This is a genomic window from Methylomonas sp. HW2-6 (assembly GCF_052474525.1).
Genome location: NZ_CP184124.1, coordinates 99,980 through 117,683 on the forward strand (window position 1 = coordinate 99,980; position 17,704 = coordinate 117,683).

Sequence of the window (17,704 nt, forward strand, 5' to 3'; positions counted from 1 at the left end):
GAAAACGTGAATTTACGGGATTTGCACTATTTGATTGCCGTGGCCGATTTGCGTAGTTTCGTGCAGGCGGCCGACCGCTGCTGCATCAGCCAGCCGACGTTGAGTACCCAGATCAAGAAACTGGAGGACGAGCTGGGGATACAGTTGTTCGAGCGCACCAATAAAAAAGTGCTGCCGACCGAGTTGGGCGAGCGCATCATCGCCTCGGCCAGACGAATTCTGAAAGAACAGGCGATTATCAAGGAACTGGCCGCCACGGCGCAGGATCCGCTGGCCGGCAATCTGCGCTTAGGCGCGTTCCCCACCGTGGCTTCCTACCTGTTTCCGCAATTGGTGCCGCTGATCAGACAGGCCTTGCCGCGGATTCGGCTGATCCTGGTGGAGGAGAAAACCGAGCAGTTGATACAGCAACTCAAAAGCGGGCAGATGGACTGCGCGCTGTTGGCGCTACCGGTTTACGAAGATTTTCTGGAGAGCAAGGCTGTGTTCGACGACGATTTTTTGCTGGCGGTAGCCGATAACCATCCGTTGGCCTTCAACAGCGTGGTCGAACAATCCGATTTGCAAGGCGAGCATTTGCTGTTGTTGGACGAGGGGCATTGCCTGCGCGGCCATGCCTTGCAAGTTTGCCAAACCGTCGGCGCCGACGAAGAGCAGGACGTCCGCGCCACCAGCCTGGAAACGCTGCGGCAAATGGTACATGCCGGCACCGGCGTGACCTTCATCCCGCAGATTGCGGTGCGCCACGAGCCGGGCATCCGTTACATCCGGTTTGCGGCACCGGCGCCCAGCCGCACCATCGGCCTGGTGTGGCGCAAAACCAGTGCCCGCGGCGAGTTGATTCGACAACTGAGCGGGCTGGTCGAGAAGGCTGCGATAGTCGACCGCGCCGACCAGATCGACGCGACCGCTGCGACCTGACTTCGGCCGGTGGTGCTAACCGCTTACCACTGCGACTCGCCGGTCTCCGGATCGTACATTTCGTGGAAGATTTTGTGGCGGTTGGCGATCAGCTCGTCGATGCTGGGCGAGTTGCTCATCGCTCTGGAGATCGCCAATTTCATCGCTTCGTAGTTGGTGCGGTACAGGTCCTTGCGGTCCAGATTCGGGTTGTCGGCGCAAGACGGATCGATCCAGATCATCGCGATGATGCACAATTCATTGGCTTGCAGCCGCGGAATCACGCCGTCGGCGACGCTGTCGATCACCGCGTCGGCGACGGCCGATTGTACCGGGCCGCCGAGCAGATTGACGTAGGCCGAGGATTTGATCGTGACTTTCGGCACCATGATCGTGGCCGGGCGCACTTGCTGGTTGGTGGCGCGAATCGCGAACATCCGGGTGTGGCCGGCGGTTTGGCCCATCAGATTGGCGAAGGCGTGGCCGGCCGGACCTTTAACGTCGCCGATCAGGATTTCCGGCATCGCGTCGGTGCCTTGACCCTCGCTGGAAAATACGGTGGCTTCGCCGGTTCTAAACCAATATGAATCTGACATGGGGGCTCCTCGGAATCAGTTAACAGAGCCGGCATTCTATGTCTCCGCCTCCCCCGCGGCAATAGGCAGGCGGAGGCGCGGGCCGCGCGCCTCCGGCCGACGTTACTTGCGCAGGCTATCGCACGACTGGTCGATGCCGTGGTTATCGATATCGCATACCGATTCCAGCCACATGGCGTTGATGATGCCGAATGCGGCGGCGAAGCCGACGCCTAAAATCCAAGCGAAATACCACATGGTTCATTCTCCTTAGTACAGGGTGTGCGAATCTTGCAAAACGGTCTGTTCGGTGACGCTGCCCCAGATCACCCGGTACACGAAACGGGTGTAGAGCAGCACGATCGGCAGGAACACCACGGTGATCCAGAATGCCAGCAGCAGCGTGGTATGACTGGAACTGGCATCCCACAAGGTCAGGCTGGAGCGCGGATCGGTTTTGGAGATCAGCAAAAACGGGAACAGACCGAAGCCGACCGTCAAACCGATGCCGGCAATACCCAGCGCGCTGGACCAGAACGCCGCCATCCGCGCTGTGCCGGCGCCGAGTTTCCACGCCGAAAAGATGCCGCCGAAACCGGCGGCCGGCGCCAGCCACATCCAGGCGTGGGTTTTAAAATGCTGCAGCCAACCGGCGCCGCGAGCGATAACGGTTTTGTTCATCGGATTGGAAGGCGCATCGGCCGCGGCCATTTGCGTGATTTCCGGCCGGTCTATTGCCAAAAACACCCAGGCGGTGATCACGACCAATGCCGTTAGTAGCAGAGGACCCAACGCCGCAACGGTGGCCGTCGCCCGTTGGTGGATCGCGCCTTCGCTGCGCCATTTCAGAAACAATGCGCCATGGAACAGCGTCAACAGTAAGCCGGCAAAACCGCACAACAAGGCAAACGGATTCAGCAGCGCAAAAAACGAACCGTCGTAAAACGGCCGCAGATCTTGATCCAGATGAAACGGCAAGCCCAGCAACAAATTGCCGACCAGCACACTGAGCAGAATAGGCGGCAGCGTGCCGCCCAGAAACAGGCACCAATCCCAGGCGTTGCGCCAGCGCGGATCGCCGATCTTGCTGCGGTAATCGAACCCGGCCGGGCGAAAGAACAACGCGAACAACACCAATAGCATTGCCACGTACAAGCCGGAAAACAGCGTGGCGTAGACCGCCGGCCAGATCGCGAACACGGCGCCGCCGAGCAGCACCAGCCAGACTTGGTTGCCTTCCCAGGTGGCGCCGACGGTATTGATCACCACCCGCCGCTCTAGATCGGTTTTGCCGATGAACGGCAACAGCGCGCTGACGCCGAAATCGAAGCCTTCGGTCACCGCAAAGGCGATGGCAACGACACCGATGAATAGCCACCAGATCAGACGAATCGTTTCATAATCGAACATGGTTTACTCCCGAAATTATTGGCGCGGATGGTCGTGATGCGGGACATGGCCGCCCGGCATGGCATGGCGGGCGTGGTCGCTGAGCTGGGCCGCGAAATAGGCATGTATCGCCTCGACCAGGGCCGGTTCGGCGGTTTGGAATTCGATCTCGGCACCGTTGGGCAATTCGCGGTATTGATAAACCACCTTCCCCTCCGCCGCGCTCAAGGCCTGCACGCCGGGCATGTCGTCGCCGTGAATTCGGCGCGGCCCGGAAAAATCGCCGCGGCCGAAACCCGCCGCCAAATGGATCAAATGCTGGCGGATTAGACCGATCTGATCGGCATCGCCGGCATTTTTCGCCAGCACTTGCTGCACGCCGCCGCTCGGCGATGGGGTAAACACGTGCAGGGTTTTGTCCAGCGCAAACGGCATCACCTGGCTGCCGCGTTGCTCCACTTGATCCAGCCGGGCCGGGTCGACCGGCGGGATGGCCAGGGCGACGTTAGCCAACGCCGCCAGCGTTATGATCGATACGATGTTTTTCACGAGCTCCTCCTTAATGGGCCAGCGCCGCAGATTGTTCGAAATAATAGCGGCCGGTATGCAAACTGCTGGGCCCCAAGCGTACATATTTCAGCATCAGGTACATCTCGATGATGAGCAGCACAGTGTAGAACAAGGCAAAGCCACCGATACTGAACCAAAGCTGATCCGCACTCAGACTCGACACGCTCATGTGGGTCGGCAACACGCCGGAGATAGTCCAGGGTTGGCGGCCGTATTCGGCGACGAACCAGCCGGTTTCGGCGGCGATCCACGGCAACGGGATACACCAGACCGCCATCCGCATTAGCCAGCACTTCTGGTCCGCAACGCGGGTCGCGCAGTAGTAGAAGCTCATGGCAAAGATGAACAGCAGCGTGAAACCGCAGGCAACCATGATGCGGAAGGTCCAGAACAGCGGCGCCACCTGGGGAATCGTGTCGTTGGCGGCTTGTTGGATCATCGCCGCGTCGGCATCGATCACCTGGCCGGTGTATTTTTTCAGGAGCAGACCGTAACCGAGATCGGCTTTATGCGCCTCGAAGGCCGGTTTGGCGCTCAAATCGCCGGCGCGCAGTTTCTGCAACTCGCCGTAGGCAATCATGCCGCTTTTGATCCGCTCGGCGCTTTCCTGGCGCAAATCCTTCAAGCCTTTGACATCCTCGTCGATCGAGCGAGTCGCGATCAGGCCCAGCACATAGGGAATTTTGATCGCAAAATCGGTGCGCTCGTTTTCCTGGTCCGGAAAGCCGAACACGGTGAAGCTGGCCGGCGCCGGATGGGTGTCCCATTCCGATTCGATCGCCGCCAACTTGATTTTTTGGGTTTCGCCGGAGGTATAACCGCTCTCGTCGCCGAGTACGATCACCGACAACACCGACGCCAACCCAAAGGCCGAGGCGATCGAAAACGAGCGGCGGGCGAAGCCGATGTCGCGTTGGTTCAGCAAATACCAGGAACTGATGCCGAGCACGAACATCGAGCCGGTGACGTAACCGGCGGCGACGGTATGCACGAACTTGACCTGCGCCACCGGGTTGAAGAACACGTCGGCGAAGCTGGCCATCTCCATGCGCAAGGTTTCGTAATTGAATTCGGCGCCGACCGGGTGCTGCATCCAGCCGTTGGCGATCAGAATCCATAGCGCCGACAGGCTGGTGCCGACCGCCAGTAACCAGGTCACCATTAGATGCTGCACCTTGCTCAATCGGTCCCAGCCGAAGAAGAACAAACCGACGAAGGTCGATTCCAGAAAGAACGCCATCCAGCCTTCGGCAGCCAATAGAGGCCCGAAGATGTCGCCGACGTAGTGCGAGTAATAAGCCCAGTTGGTACCGAACTGAAATTCCAGCGTCAGGCCGGTGGTAACCCCCATCGCGAAATTGATGCCGAACAGTTTGCCCCAGAATTTGACCATGTCCTTATAGACTGCTTTACCGGTCATCACGTAAACCGATTCCATGATGCCGAGAATAAAGGTCATGCCCAGCGTCAGCGGCACGAACAGAAAGTGGTACAGCGCGGTCAGGCCGAACTGCATCCGCGAGAGCATGACAATATCGTCACCGAACATGATCGGACTCCTTTACGGGTTGTGAAGAAAATGGCTGAGTCGCCGCGGGTAAAGCCAGATGCGCGGCGATATCGGGTTTAGCGACCGGACGTTCCTGCCAGCGGAAAATCAAAAACCACAAGCCGACCAACAAAAGCAATTTGATGCCGATTGCGGCGCCGATTTCCCAGCGCAAGGCGCTTGTTTTCGGCAAAAGCGGACGGTCTGGGCTAGCGTCGTTCATGACGGCCTCCTGGGGATCGATTGGTCGCGGATAGGCGGCAGAAACCGGCCGGACCGGATCTCTACCGCCGAACGGGTTTGCAGCTACTCGACTGAAAAGTCGCGCATCATGCCCATGTCTTCGTGTTCCAGATTATGGCAGTGGTACATGAACAAACCCTTGAAATCCTGGAACGGCTTGATGATGCGTACCCGCTCGCCGGGCATGACCAACACGGTATCCTTCCAGCCGCCTTCGATGAAACCGTCTTTGACCGTGGCGTAACCGTCGCCTTCGCCCATACCGACAGTACGGCTCAGGATCTGAAAATATTGGCCGTGCAGATGGATAGGATGCGCCATCGACATCATCATGCCCATATTGCCGCCCATTCCGCCCATTTGGTGGTCGCCGCCTTTACCTTCGCCGCCATGATCCATGCCTCGCATCATGCCCATTTTATGGCCGCCCTCGTCCTGGCCACCGCCGTGGTTCATGCCGCCCATCCCCATCCCACCCATGCGCCGGCCGCCGGCTTCGCCCTGGTTGCCGTGGCGCATGCCTTGCGGTTTGCCCGACTCGGCGCCGTGTTCGCCGCCGGCTTTGTCGCCATGCCCGCCGCTGCCGCCGTGGGCGTGGAATATTTCCATCAGTTGCACGGTATTGAACGGAATCCGTTCGCTGGGCAGGATGTCGTTATACGCGTAGGGCCGGCCGTTCAACACCATTCGCATCGGCCCTTCGGAGATGCCGATCGGCACCGGTTTATCGGGATTGGCGGCGTCGTGCAATGTGTAACGTTTGATTTGCGCCAGACTGTCGGGCAATTTCGGGCTGTCGCCGACTGAGCGCGTTACTTTGACCATGAAAATCGGATAGTCACTTCCCATCGGCAAGGCATTGGCGTGCATACCCATGCCGCGGCCGCCGCCGTGTTCGCCGCCGCCCATGCCGCTCATCATCCGCTCGGCCATTTTCGGCAACGCGCCGGAAAAAGAACGACTGCGCAGTACCAGTTGCGAGCCGACTTTACGCCCGCTGAAATCCGCCCAGATATCCAGACGTTCGCCGGGGGCCAGCATCACGTAAGGTTTGTTGACAGGCACTTCCAACAAGCCGCCATCGGTGCCGATGACGGTCAACGGGGTATTGTCGTCCCAGGCCAGCTTGTAAATGCGCGCCGTTGAGCCGTTGAGGACGCGGAAACGGTAAGCCCGACTGGCGACGTCGAGCTGAAAATCGGATTTGCCGTTGACCAGGATGCGGTCGCCGTAAAATCCCATCATCCGGTCGTGCATGCCGTGCACATATTGCAATTGGTTGCTGGCGTCGAAGCGGCGGTCCTGAATCACGATCGGCACTTCGTATTCGCCGCTCGGCAACTCCAACCGCCTCTCTTCGGTATCGTTGACCAATATCGCCCCGGCCAGACCGTGGTAAACCTGCTTGGCGGTTATATTGTGCGGATGCGGGTGGTAGATATTCATGCTGGCCCGATTCAGCATCTCGAATTCATAGACGAAGCTCTGGCCTTTGTCGATCGCATAAAGTGGGTGGCCGTCCATTTCCGCCGGTACGTGCAAGCCGTGCCAATGGGTGATGGTCGGCTCGTCGAGCTGATTGTGTAGGTTGATACGGATTTTCTGGCCTTTTTCGAAGCGCATCAGCGGCCCGAGGTAGGAACCCGGGATTTCGGCCAGAGTATCGGCCGGACCTTTCACTAGTTTGGCGAAGTAGCGTTGCACCCGGGTGGTTTGGCCGGGCAGAATCGCGACATCAGACGGCCGGCAGAACAAGTCCAACTCGACATCCGGATGAAAGTTCGGTGATGCCTTGAACGGCGCCATTTTCGGCATCTCGCCCATGTTCTCCATCGCCCGCAACCAGCCGGGCATGCTGGCGTAAGCCAACAAACCCACTCCGCTTTGGGCAAAGAATTGCCGGCGCGATTTATTGAATTTATTTAACATGTCCCCCTCCTGTTACGTTTTTCTAGTTATTGCCACCCCGAGCGGATAGCGCTTAATCAGTCAGACTTAACAAATATTAGACTACTCTAATTTTTGAGCCGGTTTGGCGCTTCACCTCGTCGGCGTCCGGCCGAAGACGATGAATGCGCCGGCCTATCCATGCCAGTAACGCTGCCGCAGCCAGCCCGCCCCAGAGCCGTTTTTCGGCGATGATCTCGTCCAATTGCACCGCGGATACCGCGGACCACACCTCGCCGGTTAAAGCCTGCGACAGCACGTAAATCGCCACCAACACCACAAACCAGCCGAAGCCGCGACGCAAAACGGCCGCACTGAGAAAATTCGACAGCCAGGCGCCCAAGCCGCTACCGGCCACGGCGCCGACCGTCACCACCGCCGTCAACGCCAAATCCAGTTCGGCATGGTTGATATAACCGCTGAAACCGGCCACCGCATTCATTACGATCACCAACAACGAGGTACCGATCGCCGCCGGCATCGGCAAGCCGACCCAGAGCGTCAACGCTGGTACGATCAGAAAGCCGCCGCCGACGCCGACCAAACCGGTCAAGCCGCCGACCAGAGCGCCGTCGAACAGCAGCCGCGACACCGGCGTCCGCAACGGGCACATCGGCAACGGCTGCAGGTTATGCGCAGGCTCCGCCGCCGCTTTTTTTAAGATCATCGCCAGACCGGTAGTCAGCGTGACCAGGCCGAACAACACCATCAGCCAGTCTCCCGAGATATGGCCGGCCAGACGCCCGCCGCCAAAGGCGCCGCCCATGCCGGCAATGCCGAACACGACGGCGCTTTTCCAGCAGACGTGGCCGCGCCGGGCATGCGGTATCAATGCCATCAGGCTGGAGACGCCGACCACGACGAACGACGTGGCGATTGCGGTCTTCGGCGCCACCTGCAACACGTACACCAGCATCGGCACGGTCAAAATCGAACCGCCACCACCCAGCAAGCCGAGCAGCAAGCCAATTCCGATCGCCAAACCCAGAACGGTCAGCATCTCAGCGCTCCTAACTCAACGAACCGCACGCCTGGTTGGCGGGCAAGGCTTGGTCGATGAATTTCGGATAGGCCAGTTTCAGTTCGCTCATGATGGCGATGAACTCGTCGCGGCTCTTGCCGCCGCCCAAACGCGGATTTTTCGCCATCTCCTGTTTGATGGTGGAAACGGTATTGCCTTGGTAGTCGTGGCCGGGATAAACCAGAGTATCGGGCGGCAGGGTAAACAGTTTGCCGGTGATGCTGTCGTATAGCTGACCGGCATCGCCTTGTTGAAAATCGGTCCGGCCGCTGCCGCCGATCAGCAAGGCGTCGCCGGTGAAGACCCGGTCCGCCATCACGTAACTGACGCAGCCGTTGGTATGGCCGGGCGTATGCCGGACTTCCAGTTGCAAATCGCCGACCTGCAACGGCACGCCGTCCGTCACCAGCAAGTCGGCGCACATTGCGCCGGCATCGCGGTGCACCACGCTTTTGCTGCCGACCTTTTCCCGCAGCAAGCCGGAACCGGTAATGTGGTCGGCGTGAACGTGGGTTTCCAGGGTGTAAACCAGTTTCAAATCCAGACTTTGCAACAGCTCCAGGTACAGCGGCAATTCCGACGCCACCGGATCGATCAGGCAAGCGCGACGGGTCCGCTCGCAACCGAGCAAATAGCTATAAGTGGCGGTTTCGGTTTCGAAGAGTTGTCTGAAAATCATGACCTGCTCCGTTTATCGCAAAATAAGAATAAGTTAATGTTTCTATATCAAGACTCATGCCAGTTTCACCATGCCGGTTCGCAAACCGCCAGCGCGAGGTTCAGGCCGCAGCGGCAGGAACCGCCAGAGCTAGACATTTGTTTTGACTAAAAAATCTCGCTTGGTTGTCTCCGACTGCCGGTAACCGATCCAATCGGCGCCGGCTGGCCGCTGGCGCTGTGTTTCAAAATGAAACACTGAAACAGCAGTGATACACTTGAAACAAAACTTGAAACATTACGGAGCAAACACATGGCCTTTTCCTCACCACAGCTAAAACGCTGGCTTGGGCAAATCGGCGCCGATCAAGTGCTGGAGGTGATGACCGATTTATTAGAAACCGGCGCGGTGTTCATCGTCGACGCCAACAGCGACATCCTGCTGTGGAGCAAAGGGGCCGAACAACTACTAGGCTTGAGCGCCGCGAGTGCGGTAGGCAAACCGTGCAAAACCGCTTTGAATTGCGACAACGCTAACGACCCGTGCAATCTGGCCCAACTTGGCATCGTCAAAGCTCAAGCGGTCCGCGTCCGCCATCCGGACGGGCGGACGCTGGATTGCTACCGCACCGCCAAAGCCTTTTACGACAATGCCGGCAACTTCGCCGGCGCGATCGAATATCTGCAGCCGCAACATCAAACCGCGGGATTGCCGCTGCCGACGGGGGAAACCTTCCACGGCATTCTGACCCGCGATCCGAAAATGCTGGAAGCGATCCAAATCATCCGCAACGTCGCGGCAACCGAAGCCACGGTATTGATCCGCGGCGAATCCGGTACCGGCAAGGAAATGGTCGCGCACGCGCTGCATCTGGAAAGTCCGCGCCACTACCAGCCGTTTCTGGCGATCAATTGCGCGGCGCTGACCCCGAGCCTGCTGGAAAGCGAACTGTTCGGCCACGTCAAGGGCGCCTTTACCGGGGCGATGCGCAACCACGCCGGGCTGTTTCAGCGCGCCAACGGCGGCACCCTGTTTCTGGACGAAATTGCCGAGCTGCCGCTGGAGTTGCAAGCCAAGTTGCTGCGGGTGTTGCAGGAACGCAATTTCATTCCTGTCGGCGGCGACCACCCGGTCAGCGTCGATGTCCGCATCATCGCTGCCACCCACCGCTCGTTGCGGGAAGAAGTCAAGGCCGGCCGTTTCCGCGAGGATTTAATGTATCGGTTGCGAGTGGTGCCGATCTTTCTGCCGCCGTTGCGGGAACGCCGGCTCGATATCGGCCTGCTGTTACAGCACCTGATCAATCGGCACAATCTGCAGGGCCATCGTTTCGTAGACCGCATCGCGCCGGAAGCGATGCGCTTGTTGTTGGATTATGATTGGCCCGGCAATGTCAGGGAATTGAATAACGTAGTCGAATACGCCTATGCGGTCGGTCGCGGCGGCGAGTTGGGCATCGCCGATCTGCCGCCGGAATTCCGCGAGCCGGTCCGTCCGCCGATGCCGCAACCGACCCAACCGCTATCGCGACCGAAACCGGCCGCCGAAGCGGCGCTGATCCGCGAAGCCTTGGAAATCGGCGCCGGCAATCTGGAGCAAGCGGCGCGCTATGCCGGCATGAGCCGCGCCACATTCTGGCGTAAACGCAAAAAATACGGACTTTGAGGTGTTGCCCGCCGCCGCGGCGACGCCAGGCGAATGTTTGGCGCGTCGCCGCGCTGTGGTATAGTCGGTCGACCGAATTGCCCATATGGGCAATATTGCCTAGTCGATTGGGTGGGTATAGTGCGAAACAGCTTGAATTTGTTGGCATTCCGAGCCGACGGGAGCTGCGGCGCCGCAAATGCGGCGCATGGCGCAAATGCAGGGAGATTCGGCCGGATGGGCGATCAAGCACTTGCAATGTATACGGTAGCTGGAAGCTTGGAGGATGACGTTTCATCCTTTTCCGGCCGGGCTTGCACAAAGCCTTGTCACAGCAATACAGAACGAGATTTTTATGAACTTGAAACGCCACGCCCTAACGGCACTCTTGTTGGTTCTGGCTAACGCCCCAGCCGGCGCCGACCAGGCAAACCCCGTCAATCTGGCCCAAATCCGCCAAACCGCAGCCGATTTCGAACACGGCCGCCTCGTCAAACAAGACTACCGCCAAGCCTTCGACATGTACTGCCAAGCCGCGCTGCAAGGCGACGCCGAGTCGGCTTACAGCATCGGCTTCATGTATTTCAACGGCCGCGGCGTCGCCCGCAGCCTGCCGCTGGCCAGCCACTGGTTCAAACAGGCCGCCGACCGCGGCGACACCCATGCCAAAAAGATGCTGACCCGTTTCGGCGATGCGATCCCGACCAACGATCCGGCCTGCCAACCGCCGCCGGTAGAACCCGAGATCAAACTGGTTGCGGCGCCGAATCCGAACCGCGAGCTGGTGGAAAGCTGGGTCAAGCAAATCGCCCCGGTCTACAGCATCGATCCGGCCTTGGTCATGGCGGTGATTCAAGCCGAATCGGCTTTCAACCCCAGCGCCTTATCCAATAAAAACGCCCAAGGCCTGATGCAACTGATTCCGGCCACCGCCGAACGCTTCGGCGTCAAAGACAGCTTCAATCCGATTCAAAACATCAAGGGCGGCACCGCTTATCTGCACTGGCTGTTGCGCCATTTCGAAGGCAAGGTCGATCTGGTCCTGGCCGCCTACAACGCCGGCGAAGGCGCCGTCGAGCGTTACCAGGGCATCCCGCCGTACCAGGAAACCCGCAATTATGTGAAGCATATTCTGGCTTCCTACCAGAAACCGACTCACCCGGTACCGCCGGAACAACTGCAAACCAAACTCACCATCGAACAAAAAACCTAGCCCGGCAATCTGCGCGATGGTTGCCGGAGCGGCCGCTCAGCCGCGGCTGCTATGCGACTGTTTATAGCGGGCCACGCTGGCCATGATCTCCTGCCTAGCATCTTCCACCCCGCCCCAACCTTCCACACTGACCCATTTGCCTTCTTCCAAATCTTTGTAATGCTGGAAGAAATGGGTGATTTTGGCCAGCTTGTCCGGCTGTAAATCGCGGTAGTCGGTGACGTGGTTGTAAAACGGCGTCAGACGCGGCATCGGTACCGCCAGCAATTTCGGGTCCGGGCCGGCCTCGTCTATCATCTTCAGAATCCCGACCGGACGGCAGTTGATCACGCAGCCGCTCAACAACGGCGCCGGGGTAATGATCATCACGTCCACCGGGTCGCCGTCCTCGGATAAAGTCTGCGGGATGTAACCGTAATTGCACGGATACTGCATCGCGGTGCCCATGAAACGGTCTACCGTCAAGGCGCCGGTGTGTTTGTCCACTTCGTATTTGACCGGATCGCTGAACGCCGGAATTTCGACGACGACGTTAATTTCGTAGGGAATATTGCCGCCCGCGGCCACTTGCATGAATGACATCAAATCCTCTTTGAGTAAGCTGGAAACGCTGTCATTATAGCCGCCGTTACCGCTGAAACAGGATTAATCGAGTGATAGGCAGTCTGGAAAAAATGCGCAGCGAACTGGCCAGCCCGGTGCAATACAGCTTGCCGGTGGGCGAGCAACAACTCCCGTTAAATCCGCTGCTGGGCAAGCCGTTGACGCTGCGCCACACCGGCAAAATCTTTTGCGTGCATTGCGCGAAAAAGACCAACAAAAGCTTCAACCAGGGCTATTGCTACCCCTGCTTCATCAAACTGGCGCAATGCGACATGTGCATCATGAAGCCGGAAACCTGCCACTACGCCGCCGGCACCTGCCGCGAACCGAGCTGGGGCGAGGAATTTTGCTTCCAGCCGCATATCGTCTATCTGGCCAACTCGTCCGGCATCAAAGTCGGCATCACCCGCCGCTCGCAAATCCCGACCCGCTGGATCGACCAGGGCGCCGTGCAAGCCATCCCGGTATTCGAAGTCGCCTCCCGCCACTTGTCCGGCCTGATCGAAGTCGCGCTGGCAGCCCACGTCAGCGACAAGACCAGTTGGCAACAAATGCTGAAAAACAACACCGTCGAGCTCGACCTGCCGGCCTTGCGCGACGAGCTGCTTGGCAAGTGCCAATCCGAACTGGCTTCGATAACCGAAGGTTTCCCCGACCAACCGCCGACCTTGCTCAGCGATGCCGAAGCGCTAAACCTGAATTATCCGGTGCTGGAATACCCGACCAAGGTCAAATCCTTCAACATGGACAAAGACCCGACCGTCTCCGGCACCTTGCTCGGCATCAAAGGCCAGTATCTGATTTTCGACAGCGGCGTGATCAACATCCGCAAATACGCCGGCTACGAAATAGAAGTGCAAACCTAGCGCTCGGCAAAGGCAGTCGCCTGCAAGTTGCGGCCTTCCGGACTGGCGGTTTACACTTTGGCCGTTAGCCGCACCGGCCCCAAGGCCCGGTTATTTCTTCACGAGTTCAAGGACCCTGCATGACTCCGTTAGCCCCAGAAACCCTGACCGAACTGGCCGACCAAGTGGAAGCCCAACTCGCCGAGCTACGCCGCGTCGGCGCCGATGCGGCATTGGCCCGAACCAAAGGCGCCGAGCCATCCGGCCAGCCCGATGATGCCGCGCAACGCGCCGTGGTCGAACGCGCCGCTGGCGAAAGTTTTGCCGCGTTCTGGGAGAAATTTCGCGGCAAACTGCGGGACGACCTGTGTCTGGAAGGTGGCTATCTGCAAGGTCAATGGCAAAAATGGCAAGACCTCAGCGCCAAGGACACCGTAGAGCGCAGTTATTTCTGGCTGGCCGCACTGGGCATTGCCGGATCGGCGCTGAATCCAGCGGCGATAGCCATTTCCGTGATCGTGCTAAACACCCTGACCAGCATCGGCATCAAAGCCATTTGCGACGACTGCGGCAAATCAAACTAATCCCGCACGCCGCGCCGGCCAGGAAGGTGCCATGACCGTAGAACTCAATTTGCGTTTCCCTGATCCGGAGCACGTCATCGTCCGGCTGGACGACAACGAAATCAAAGCGCTGCCGTTCGTCAATCCGCTCACCGTCCGGGACCATGAAGACTTGCGCTGGTACGTGGAAGTCTACGCAGCTCATGCGCTCGGCGACCCGGACGACCAGGAGGCCCGGCGCATCAAGGCCCGCTTGCCGGTGCTAGGTAAAGCGCTGTTCGATGCGGTATTCGGTCAACGCGAAGCGCAACGCCTGTTCAACGACTTTCAAGATGCCGCCGGCGACACCCGGCTGCTGACCATCAGCGCCGACCATCCGGCCATCCTGGGCTTGCCCTGGGAATTGCTGCACGACCCTTCAGCGCCGGACGGCACCTTTTTGTTCCACGAAAAACTCAGCATCCGTCGCCGTTATGCCGGAGCCAATAAAGGCCGCGGTCCGTTCAAAATCCAAACCAAAGACCGCTTGCATTTGCTGATGGTAGTCAGCCGACCGGAAGACGCCGGCTTCATCGATCCGCGTGCCGACGCCGAAGCGATACTGGACGCGATAGACCAGCACGCGCCGGGACGGATTAGCGTGGAGTTTCTGCGCCCAGCCACGCTGGACGTCCTGCTTAACCGCCTGGAAGACGAGCAACTACCCGCCATCGACATCCTGCATTTCGATGGTCACGGCGTGTTCGATAAAAGCGGCGGCATCCTGAAAAACGCCAGAGCCGCCCACGCCGAGCACGGCTCCTTCCGAGAAGCCGATGCCAGCGGCGCGCCTAACACCGGCTATTTAGTGTTCGAGGACTGCGAAGGTAAATCGGCGCTGCTGTCCGCCGCCGTGCTGGGCCAATACCTGTACCGTAAAGAAGTCGGTTTGGTGATCCTGTCCGCTTGCCAATCCGCCGCCCACGGCGACAGCGACGAACCGCTGGGTAGCGTCGCCGCCCGCCTCACCGCCGCCGGCATTCCAGCTGTGCTGGCGATGAGCCATTCGGTACTGGTACAGACCACCCAGGCCTTGTTAGGCGAGTTCTACCAGGAACTGGCCAAAGGCCGCAGCCTGGGTCTGGCCTTGGATAAGGCCCGGCGTTATCTGGACAACCACCCGGAAAAATACCCATTGCAACTGGGCAACCAAACCCGCACCCTCAAATTACACGACTGGTTCATCCCGACGCTGTACCAAAGCGGCGCCGACACGCCGCTGCTCAGCGCCGTACGCGCAGCGCCCGTACCGCCAGCTGCGCCCCCATTCCTGCCGGCCCGCCCGGAAGCCGGTTTCTTCGGCCGCCGCCGCGAACTCTGGCAAATCGAGCGCGGCTTTGCCGGCCAGGCCCGGCGCATCAGCATCAGCGGCTTCGGCGGCCAGGGTAAAACCGCGTTAGCGCTGGAGGCCGGCCGCTGGCTGTTGCGCAGCGGCTTGTTCCATCGCGCCGTGTTCGTCAACTACGCGGAAACGCCTAGCCGCGATGCCGTGGCGGTGGCAGTCGCAGCGCTGTCGGTAGTGTTGGATCAGAGCCTGACCGATACGCATGCCGCGACCGACGCACTACGCAATGCACCGCCGTGTTTGATCATTCTGGACAATCTGGATAGTCTGGATGCCGCCGCCTTAAAGCCGCTGCTGGACGCGGCACTGGCCTGGTCGGAGGCCGGCGGCTCGCGAGTGCTGCTGACCAGCCGCCGCCCGGACTTTCACCACCCCGGCTACCCCACTCAAGGCAGTTTGCGGCATCTCGCCATCGAACTGGCCGGCCTGGGCAGCCGTGCCAACCCGGACGACGCGTTGGCTTGGTACGCGCAACTGAACCGCTTGCCACCGGCGCCGACCCAAGCGCTACCGGCGCGCAGTGCGCTGGTAGTGTTATTCGCGTTGGTGGATTTTCATCCGCTATCGATCCGGGTACTCAGCGCCCAGTTAAAAACCCGGCGCATCTCCGAACTGGGCGGACGCTTGGAAGCCTTGCTGGATAAGACAGACCCCACCGGGCTGAATGAAGACCATCCGGCCGCGCTGGTGGCATCGTTGCATTTGTCGCTGGAAAAACTCGACGCCCGCGCCCGCGCCTTACTACCCCGGCTGGGCGTGTTTCAGGGCTGCGCGATGGAACCCGAATTATTGGCCGTCACCGCAATTCCTGAAACCGCATGGCCGGCCTTGCGCCAACAACTACAAGCCGCCGCGTTACTCAACGCGGAAAGCCTGCCCGAGGTCAATCCGCCGTTTCTGCGTTTTCACCCGACCCTAGCGCCGCTATTGTGGTCAGAACTGGACCAAGCGGAACGCGAAACACTAGCCACCGCCCATCGTCAACGCTATTACGGCTTGGCTAATTATTTATCCAACGAAGACAAACGCAAGCCTCATTTCGCCCGCGCCGTCGCCCGCCGCGAACTACCCAATCTATTGTACGCGGTGCGCGGTGCTTTCGAGCATGACGAACCGCAAGCGGCGGATTTCGCCGATAGTCTAAACTGGTTTTTAAGGGTTTTCGGTTTACGCCGGGAACAAGCCGAACTGGCGCGGCTGGCCGAGCAACAGGCCAACACGGTCGGCTCCGAAGCCTGGTATCTGGCGCAAACCAATCGCGGCAAACAACTGTTTGGCGCCGGTCGCATCGCCGACGCGGTAAAAGTCTTCGAGCACGTACTGGCGGAACTGGGCGAAACCGCCAGTTACCAGCGGGCGCAAAATTTAGGCCAGATAGGCCGCTGTTTTAATGCTGGCGGCCGGCCTAATTTAGCTGCGGACTTTCAACAGCAAGCCCTGGCGGTGCTGGCCGAATTGGAGTCCAGCGACCATGTCAAACGGCAAACCGGTGCTTGCCTGACCGATCTGGCCGATGCGTTGAGAGATTTGGGCCACTATGCCGAGGCCCGCCAGGCCTATCTGGATGGTTTGGCGATAGATCAAGAATTGCAGGACTTGCGCGGTCAAGGCGTGACGTTGGGTCAATTAGGCACGCTGGCGATACTGGAAGGCCGACATGACGAAGCGCTGAATCGCTACCGAGAGGCCTTAAGCCTGTTCCAAAGCCTGAACGAACCGGCCATGGAAGCGGTGGCTTGGTATCAACTCGGCAGGGTCTATCAAGAAGCCCGGCAATGGCAAGATGCCGAACACTGTTACCGCAAGTCGGCCGAAATCAATGAAGCCTTGGGCGATAAAAGCGGCGCGGCGAGCACCTGGAATCAATTAGCGCGGGTCAACGAGGCGCAGGGCAAAGCGGCCGCGGCGGAAACCTGGTATCGCAAGGCGATAGACCAGTATCGGGACGACAATGACGACTTGCACTTATCAGGAACATTGAACAATCTCGCCGATCTGCTGCGAAACCAGACCGGACGGCTGGACGAAGCCCGGCAACTGGCCGAAACAAGCTTGACGCTATCCCAAGGCCTGGAGCCCGGCATAACGGAAGTCTGGAAAATCTACCACCTATTAGCAGAGATAGCCACCCGGCAAGCCGAGGCCGGCGGCGCCCCCGACACCTTGCTGCAGCAAGCCCGCAATTACCGCCGACTAGCGCGCGAAGCATACAAGGCCTATCCAGGCAACCGAGTGTTTTTGCAGAATTACGCGTTTTTGATCCTGGCCTGGTGCGACGGCGACGCCGCAACCCAAGCCAGAGTACTGGCCTGGTTGAACCAAGCCAATTTCACCGCGTTGGGTGATGCGCTGACCCAGTTGCAAGCCGGCGAAACCAACGCCGATGCGCTGCTGGACGAGCTGGATTGTTGGGATGGCTTAATTTTGAACACGGTGTTTGAAGCGCTGGAAGACCCCGCCACTCTGGATTGGCTTCGTAATGATTCATCAAATGATCAAGAAAAGATGCTTGACCCAGTATCAGCAAATTTCACAGAAAAAATAACTCAATAAATTGAGCATACTTATAAAACACATGTTTTTCAAATTCAGATCAGAAC

At 59.3% G+C, this 17,704-nt stretch carries 16 protein-coding genes; 6 read left to right on the forward strand and 10 right to left on the reverse strand.

Annotation, left to right across the window (positions count from 1 at the left end):
* Positions 1 to 6: 6 nt before the first annotated feature.
* Positions 7 to 921 carry a LysR substrate-binding domain-containing protein gene (locus ACH518_RS01440; RefSeq protein WP_445371593.1) on the forward strand — a complete coding sequence of 305 codons (915 nt, stop codon included), beginning with the start codon at positions 7 to 9 and terminating at the stop codon, positions 919 to 921.
* A gap of 23 nt (positions 922 to 944) precedes the next feature.
* Here ACH518_RS01440 and fae read toward each other — a convergent pair whose 3' ends face one another.
* The 9 genes from fae to ACH518_RS01485 form a co-directional block, all read right to left on the reverse strand.
* Complete coding sequence (fae, locus tag ACH518_RS01445) at positions 945 to 1,496, reverse strand: formaldehyde-activating enzyme (protein ID WP_140912510.1); 552 nt, start codon at positions 1,494 to 1,496, stop codon at positions 945 to 947.
* Positions 1,497 to 1,598: 102 nt separating this feature from the next.
* On the reverse strand, positions 1,599 to 1,733 hold the full coding sequence (gene cydX / locus ACH518_RS01450) for a cytochrome bd-I oxidase subunit CydX (protein ID WP_140912511.1): 135 nt from the start codon (positions 1,731 to 1,733) through the stop codon (positions 1,599 to 1,601).
* 12 nt (positions 1,734 to 1,745) lie between these two features.
* The gene (cydB, locus tag ACH518_RS01455) at positions 1,746 to 2,885 is read right to left on the reverse strand and encodes a cytochrome d ubiquinol oxidase subunit II (protein WP_445371594.1); all 1,140 of its coding nucleotides are present in this window, start codon (positions 2,883 to 2,885) and stop codon (positions 1,746 to 1,748) included.
* A 15-nt stretch (positions 2,886 to 2,900) separates the two neighbouring features.
* Positions 2,901 to 3,413, reverse strand: a complete 513-nt coding sequence (locus tag ACH518_RS01460; protein WP_445371595.1) for an aspartate carbamoyltransferase — start codon at positions 3,411 to 3,413, stop codon at positions 2,901 to 2,903.
* Between the two features lie 10 nt (positions 3,414 to 3,423).
* On the reverse strand, positions 3,424 to 4,983 hold the full coding sequence (locus ACH518_RS01465) for a cytochrome ubiquinol oxidase subunit I (RefSeq protein ID WP_445371596.1): 1,560 nt from the start codon (positions 4,981 to 4,983) through the stop codon (positions 3,424 to 3,426).
* Positions 4,973 to 5,206 (reverse strand): cytochrome oxidase putative small subunit CydP, encoded by a 234-nt coding sequence (gene cydP, locus ACH518_RS01470; RefSeq protein WP_445371597.1) that lies wholly within the window; start codon positions 5,204 to 5,206, stop codon positions 4,973 to 4,975. Before cydP ends, ACH518_RS01465 begins: the two co-directional genes overlap by 11 nt.
* A gap of 83 nt (positions 5,207 to 5,289) precedes the next feature.
* Positions 5,290 to 7,155 (reverse strand): multicopper oxidase family protein, encoded by a 1,866-nt coding sequence (locus ACH518_RS01475; protein WP_445371598.1) that lies wholly within the window; start codon positions 7,153 to 7,155, stop codon positions 5,290 to 5,292.
* Between the two features lie 76 nt (positions 7,156 to 7,231).
* Entirely contained in the window at positions 7,232 to 8,173 is a 942-nt protein-coding gene (locus tag ACH518_RS01480) for a sulfite exporter TauE/SafE family protein (protein WP_445371599.1), read from the reverse strand.
* Positions 8,174 to 8,183: 10 nt separating this feature from the next.
* Entirely contained in the window at positions 8,184 to 8,873 is a 690-nt protein-coding gene (locus ACH518_RS01485) for an MBL fold metallo-hydrolase (protein WP_445371600.1), read from the reverse strand.
* 291 nt (positions 8,874 to 9,164) lie between these two features.
* Here ACH518_RS01485 and ACH518_RS01490 point away from each other — a divergent pair, with 291 nt between their 5' ends.
* Together ACH518_RS01490 and ACH518_RS01495 are read left to right on the forward strand one after the other, a co-directional pair.
* Positions 9,165 to 10,517, forward strand: coding sequence for a sigma-54 interaction domain-containing protein (locus ACH518_RS01490; protein WP_445371601.1), 1,353 nt, complete (start codon positions 9,165 to 9,167; stop codon positions 10,515 to 10,517).
* Positions 10,518 to 10,851: 334 nt separating this feature from the next.
* Complete coding sequence (locus ACH518_RS01495; RefSeq protein ID WP_445371602.1) at positions 10,852 to 11,709, forward strand: transglycosylase SLT domain-containing protein; 858 nt, start codon at positions 10,852 to 10,854, stop codon at positions 11,707 to 11,709.
* A gap of 36 nt (positions 11,710 to 11,745) precedes the next feature.
* Here ACH518_RS01495 and ppa read toward each other — a convergent pair whose 3' ends face one another.
* A complete protein-coding gene (gene ppa / locus ACH518_RS01500; protein ID WP_140912521.1) occupies positions 11,746 to 12,291 on the reverse strand; it encodes an inorganic diphosphatase in 546 nt (181 codons plus the stop codon).
* 71 nt (positions 12,292 to 12,362) lie between these two features.
* On the opposite strand from ppa, the gene ACH518_RS01505 reads away from it, so the two are divergent.
* The 3 genes from ACH518_RS01505 to ACH518_RS01515 all read left to right on the forward strand — a co-directional run bounded on the left by ACH518_RS01505 (position 12,363) and on the right by ACH518_RS01515 (position 17,657).
* The gene (locus tag ACH518_RS01505) at positions 12,363 to 13,178 is read left to right on the forward strand and encodes a DUF2797 domain-containing protein (protein ID WP_445371603.1); all 816 of its coding nucleotides are present in this window, start codon (positions 12,363 to 12,365) and stop codon (positions 13,176 to 13,178) included.
* Between the two features lie 119 nt (positions 13,179 to 13,297).
* Complete coding sequence (locus ACH518_RS01510; RefSeq protein WP_445371604.1) at positions 13,298 to 13,741, forward strand: hypothetical protein; 444 nt, start codon at positions 13,298 to 13,300, stop codon at positions 13,739 to 13,741.
* A gap of 31 nt (positions 13,742 to 13,772) precedes the next feature.
* Positions 13,773 to 17,657, forward strand: coding sequence for a tetratricopeptide repeat protein (locus tag ACH518_RS01515; protein WP_445371605.1), 3,885 nt, complete (start codon positions 13,773 to 13,775; stop codon positions 17,655 to 17,657).
* Positions 17,658 to 17,704: the final 47 nt, after the last annotated feature.

Excerpts from the sequence above, each read along its gene's own strand:
- cydP (WP_445371597.1), bottom strand. The coding sequence starts at position 5,206 with ATGAACGACGCTAGCCCAGACCGTCCGCTTTTGCCGAAAACAAGCGCC.
- cydB (WP_445371594.1), bottom strand. The coding sequence starts at position 2,885 with ATGTTCGATTATGAAACGATTCGTCTGATCTGGTGGCTATTCATCGGT.
- fae (WP_140912510.1), bottom strand. The coding sequence starts at position 1,496 with ATGTCAGATTCATATTGGTTTAGAACCGGCGAAGCCACCGTATTTTCC.
- cydX (WP_140912511.1), bottom strand. The coding sequence starts at position 1,733 with ATGTGGTATTTCGCTTGGATTTTAGGCGTCGGCTTCGCCGCCGCATTC.
- ACH518_RS01515 (WP_445371605.1), top strand. The coding sequence starts at position 13,773 with ATGACCGTAGAACTCAATTTGCGTTTCCCTGATCCGGAGCACGTCATC.
- ppa (WP_140912521.1), bottom strand. The coding sequence starts at position 12,291 with ATGTCATTCATGCAAGTGGCCGCGGGCGGCAATATTCCCTACGAAATT.
- ACH518_RS01510 (WP_445371604.1), top strand. The coding sequence starts at position 13,298 with ATGACTCCGTTAGCCCCAGAAACCCTGACCGAACTGGCCGACCAAGTG.
- ACH518_RS01495 (WP_445371602.1), top strand. The coding sequence starts at position 10,852 with ATGAACTTGAAACGCCACGCCCTAACGGCACTCTTGTTGGTTCTGGCT.
- ACH518_RS01465 (WP_445371596.1), bottom strand. The coding sequence starts at position 4,983 with ATGTTCGGTGACGATATTGTCATGCTCTCGCGGATGCAGTTCGGCCTG.
- ACH518_RS01475 (WP_445371598.1), bottom strand. The coding sequence starts at position 7,155 with ATGTTAAATAAATTCAATAAATCGCGCCGGCAATTCTTTGCCCAAAGC.
- ACH518_RS01485 (WP_445371600.1), bottom strand. The coding sequence starts at position 8,873 with ATGATTTTCAGACAACTCTTCGAAACCGAAACCGCCACTTATAGCTAT.
- ACH518_RS01490 (WP_445371601.1), top strand. The coding sequence starts at position 9,165 with ATGGCCTTTTCCTCACCACAGCTAAAACGCTGGCTTGGGCAAATCGGC.
- ACH518_RS01480 (WP_445371599.1), bottom strand. The coding sequence starts at position 8,173 with ATGCTGACCGTTCTGGGTTTGGCGATCGGAATTGGCTTGCTGCTCGGC.